Below are 4,989 nucleotides of genomic sequence, written 5' to 3' on the forward strand. Positions count from 1 at the left end.
TAAATCCAGAGATAGGGCTCAGGTGCCAGTAGTGACTCCAGATGCCCTGCCAGGGTCGGGGTATGTTCCAGCCCGGACAGCACCACCGGTTGACCCTTAAGGAGTTGTGTCAATAACGGGGTTGCTCTCAGCTGGAAACTCAACTTGCCTGACATTTTCAGCTTGCTGGTAAACCAGAGCTCCTCCCATTGCTGACCGGTGGCCAGTCGATAACAGCTGGATTGTGCAACAACATTGGCAGCGATATTGGCAACACTGCCGGTATAGAGCCTGACAACGCTGTCACCGGAGGGTTCTGGCAAAGTGCCTGTCACCAATCCGGGGGCGACGGGCAGAGATTCCGTCCGATGTTTCAGGATCAGCCATTGTTCATCGGTCAGCTCACCGCTGACCAGCAGCTGGTCAAATTCGCTGGCCATCTTATGAAAGGTATCGATCTTTTGCAGGGTATTTTCCTGTGCGGACAGATCACTGAAGACCGCGTCGAAATTATGGGTATTGATAACCCCGCAGGTTTTACCGGGTAACACCGGTGTGTTGTTGACGGCTTGTTTGAATGCCGTGATATTCTCGGTCGGGGTGTGATATTGCTGCAAGACCAGCGACGCTGGCAGCTCCACCCGTTCACCATTGGCGATGAAGTAGCCTTGCTCAAGAATGTCCGACAAATGTTGCCAGAATGGGCTTTTGGCATCCGGCGGATCCACCAGGCAGATGGTCACAGGGTCAGGCTGGCTGCTGATCACTCCATTGCGAAAATACTGTTCTCCATGACTGTTGATGGCCAGGTTGCCAAACAGGCTGGCAAAGACATCCTGACCCGCACAGTGAATCAGCAAACTCCCCGGCTCTGGCGGCTCCGTGCGATGGCTTACCGACCGGGATGGCACAACGGCCCGGGGGTTAGAGGCTCGGACGGTTTCAAAATCGGTTCTCCTCAAGGCAAATACCCGACGCCAGAAATCCGGTCCGGGAGCGTCAGGCTTGTATATTAAATCGTCCTTAACCAGAACAATCCGGCTGACTGCCTTGCTGATGGGGGGGCCATCCAGCCGGGGTGGATTCTCCAACAGCTCATTCAATGAGGCCAGCTGTCTGGGCCTGAGATTGTCACAATCGAAAACCAGGGTGATGGGCACTGACTGATAGATAAGCCCGGGACTCTCGATTTTTTGTCCGGGAGCGGGATAATAGTGCAGCCTTCTTAACGGGTGATGATCCAGGTCGTTCGGATGCCGGATAATAAAAAAAAACCCGGTGCCTGTCGTTTCCCGAAAGAGACGGATCAACTCCTCCTTCCTTTCACTCCCACGAAAGGAATCGCAAAAATGAAATTCAGCACCAATCGGTGATACCGATTGCTTCAGGTGGCTGATGCAATCTGTGATGGTCGTGACGTTACGGATTGGGCTGGAATGCGCACTATCTGCCGATGCCTGTTGGACGAAATATGACTGCTCATTTTTGACGGACAAAACCCCGGTTTCTGGCGTTTTTTTAGGGATTTTACTGGACTGTGAAGGATCGCCTGTAGAACTTGCCAACCTTTTTTGAGCGGTTACAACAGAATGATCACTTGGCTGAATAGGAAGCATGAAAATAGTACTTTTCTGATAGTAATTGCGGTCGGTCAGTCAAGTTAGATGATGTAAACCGGCAAAAGTTCCTCCCTGCAATGCCGCGGCTGATCATAGGAGTACCCTGATACGCTAGTACATAGTTTCAATGAGTTTGACGTGTACGATCTCCGTTCACCCTGAGCGGAGTCGAAGGGTGCTTGGCACGATCTATCAGAGTCCGGAGTTTCCGCCTTTAGGCCCTATGGGTCCTTCGACAGCCTCAGGGCGAACGGAGTGCGGAGGCACGACAACCCGTCAAACTCATTGAAACCATGTACTAGCTAATTCCCGCTTAAAATAGTTGCATCATGTTCATTGAGCAGGCGTTTTATGGTTCCCAGCGACTCCCGGCAATCCAGGGCAATACCCGGAGAAAAAATCCCACTGCCGATCAGGTTGAAGTTTTGCCCTGCCGGACTTTCAAAGATGATTCCCCGGTTTTCACGGAAGTTGCCAACGATCAAGACCCGGAATCTTTGCAGGTCGTTACATATCACCGGGGTATATATTTCAGCAGAGCGTTTATCGCCGATCAGGCGATTTAACTGCCGGTTAATTTCTGCATCATCGATGTGATCCTCTAAAATTTTGTTGGTCTGGGGCTCAGGGAGTTCCTCAAGAAAGGCGGCACCGGTCAGTTTATTGGTGCTTTGCCGGAGGGTCTCCCACGCCCTGTCGATCAAAAACTGGGCGGCCAATATCAGGGTATTGGTTTCCTGGTAGGAGGTTGATTTTTCCGGGAAACAGGGCTCACCACGGATCAGTCGGGCAATATCCGGTTTGCCCCGGGAGGCATGACTCCAATAAACCTCGGTAGCCGCCACCTGTGGCAATTGTTCCCAGGGGGGCAGCAGCGAAAAATTGCGAACCCCCAGACTGTTGCAGACATTTTTCAGATAAATTTTATTGATGGACTCAACCCGAAACAGGCGCTGGCTTATTCGTTGAGCCATGCCATTATGATCAAAATTGAACCGGATAATGGTCTGCAGGCTTTGCACAGGCAGGACGGGAAAATCATTCGGGCTTTGCAAATACAGTTGCCAGGCAAACTCCGACCACTGACAGAAAAGATGCTTTTTGGGAGACTGATAGTCGATTGACCAGATGAGCATACAGTGGCTCCAGTCGATAATGGCTTTTTTTTCCGGTGGAGCCAGGGTGGAAAAATGGTCAATGGCATGTCGGGCCGCCTGTAAATATTGTGTCGGCACCCAATGGTAGGCAATCAGGAATGCATCGATATTACCTTCGCAATCTGGCGATATTGGGTAAGTTCGATCTGATAATAACCCCCTGTTCATGGGGATGGGGCGGAAATTTTTCCGGAACGTTTCCAGAAAGGTGTCCTGGATAGGTTTTATCACCTCTTGGGGTAATTCAGATCTAACACACTGCCATTGCTGGAGCAGAGAAGTGGCCAGTGACAATATCCTGTTCCAGCCATCAGCGGCTCCGTCCTGTCCGCAAGATGAATTGACTGGCTGCACTGGGGCTGACTGGTAAAGATTGTGCCATGTCGGCTCTGATGAGTAACTGATACTGGAGCTGCCAGCGCCCCATAAATCACAAAGTCGCCACCCATTGCGGGATCTGACCTCAACGAAAGCATGTGATTTCGATTTTACTATTCGGGCTTCAATACCCCAGTAAAGACAGAGTAATTGAAACAGAAACGCACGGTGGCGGCAGGTTCCCTGTTGTTCCTGCAACAATTGCTTGACCAGACTGATGCCGGTTTCGTCAAAAGTACGATCGTAAGAAAAAGCTCTGAACCAATCGACCAGCGCCAGCAGCCGTCCAGCCAGATTGCTTATCAGCCCAATTTCCCGCAACTTCCGGTATCCCGGAAAGTGAACAGGATCCCCGCTGAAAACCTCCTGATCCAGATGTACTTTGATCAGGGGAGGGCATCGCCAGGGCTGAGTGTTGATGGGATCATCAGCCGTTAACGGCTGAAAGTAAGTCCGGTCGGGTTTAATAATAAAATCCACCGTCTCCGGTTCCGTGAGTTCGGAACGCAGAAAGTATTGGCCTGTGTGGCTATCCTGTGCCAGCCTGGTCTGTTGCGGAATGGATCTCAGACCGGTCAACCGGTCGTTGGGAGTCAGCGATGGCAATGGTTGCCAATTGCGGCCCGGTTCCAGTGTCATGCGTCCTGGGGTTTCATCGGTTTTCAGATCGGTACGCCCGGTTAACAGGGGCAAAAGATTACTCTGATCCACGAGGTGTCTTGGCAACAGGCCGATAACTAAATTCTGATCAGTGGTCACATCGGCTGTGAGCAGTTTTAGTCGATACAGCTTGGCATGCCATTTAACGGGAAAAAACCGGGTAACCTGAAATTTTCTGGACGCACCCGGGGGCCTGCCCAGACTGAAAGCCTTCGGTGATTTTTTGGCCGAACCTCTGGAAGATCCCTTTTCTGATGACTGTACAAGAATATAGGGCCACTTAAATTCCCATGAACTTTTTTCCAGATAGGGTTCCCACTCCCAGCTCAGAACACCAGGCCACCAAACCATGGGGATTCTGCCCAATCGCTCGGCCGCCAGCAGCAGCTGCGGCAACGTCAGTTCAAGGGGAATGCGTTGCTGTCGGAAATCATCGTTAAGGGCACTGGCGCAATCGGTCAGCCACCGACTCAGATCCTCAGATATCCCCATGGCTTGCAGCCTGAGCCGATAGTCATCCCGGGTATCATGGTGGATATGAACGCCGGTAAATCGACTGGTCAATGACGGCGGGAATGCCGTCCGTCCGGGATAGGTGGGCGGATTAACGGTACCAATCAATTTGAACCCATCCTTGTGAGGCAGCGACAGGCGGTCATTGAGAAACTCTTCCAATGGCCCGGAAGGAATGATATTGAGTTCACTGACCACCAGCACCTCACCCAGACGCCAGGCCCGGTTAAAAGCCTCCACAAACTGGTTAAACTGGTCCGGTGCCCCATTGAGATGCTGAAAGCCTTTACCGGTTTGCTGTTGCCAGGTGGTCAGAGTCAGCAGTAACAGGGCATCCTTACCCCACCCGGCAGTCCCTTCCACCACCATGGCAACTCTTCCCGGTTCCCTGAGTTGCAGAAATTGCCAGCAGGTTTTTATGTACTCTCTGGTGGCCGGAGTATCGATGACCAGTGGCGTCGATTGCTGTTTGTTCACCTGTGCCAACTGTCCGAAAAACTGTGTGAAGGCCCGCTGGTGCTGCTCCAGTAATGAACGGTCCACCTTACCGGAACTGTGCCGGTAATCCCTGAGCGCTTGCCATTCGGGGCGCTGGTCCCGATCGATCCGCCCACCCAGACTTTGCCCGCACGCTTCGTCAGCCAGTGCCAACACCTGGGCCTGGCTGGTGGGACAGGGTGCAT

At 52.3% G+C, this 4,989-nt stretch carries 2 protein-coding genes; both read right to left on the minus strand.

Annotation, left to right across the window (positions count from 1 at the left end; all coding sequences use genetic code 11):
• A partial coding sequence (locus tag ACO6VE_RS23840; RefSeq protein ID WP_422463933.1) for a hypothetical protein occupies positions 1-1,289 on the minus strand: 1,289 nt, incomplete at its 3' end.
• A 611-nt stretch (positions 1,290-1,900) separates the two neighbouring features.
• The coding region (locus ACO6VE_RS23845) for a transglutaminase-like domain-containing protein (RefSeq protein ID WP_422463935.1) at positions 1,901-4,989 on the minus strand (3,089 nt) is incomplete at its 5' end.

The organism is Endozoicomonas sp. ALB115, assembly GCF_049310245.1.
In the GTDB taxonomy this organism is placed as follows: Bacteria; Pseudomonadota; Gammaproteobacteria; order Pseudomonadales; family Endozoicomonadaceae; genus Endozoicomonas.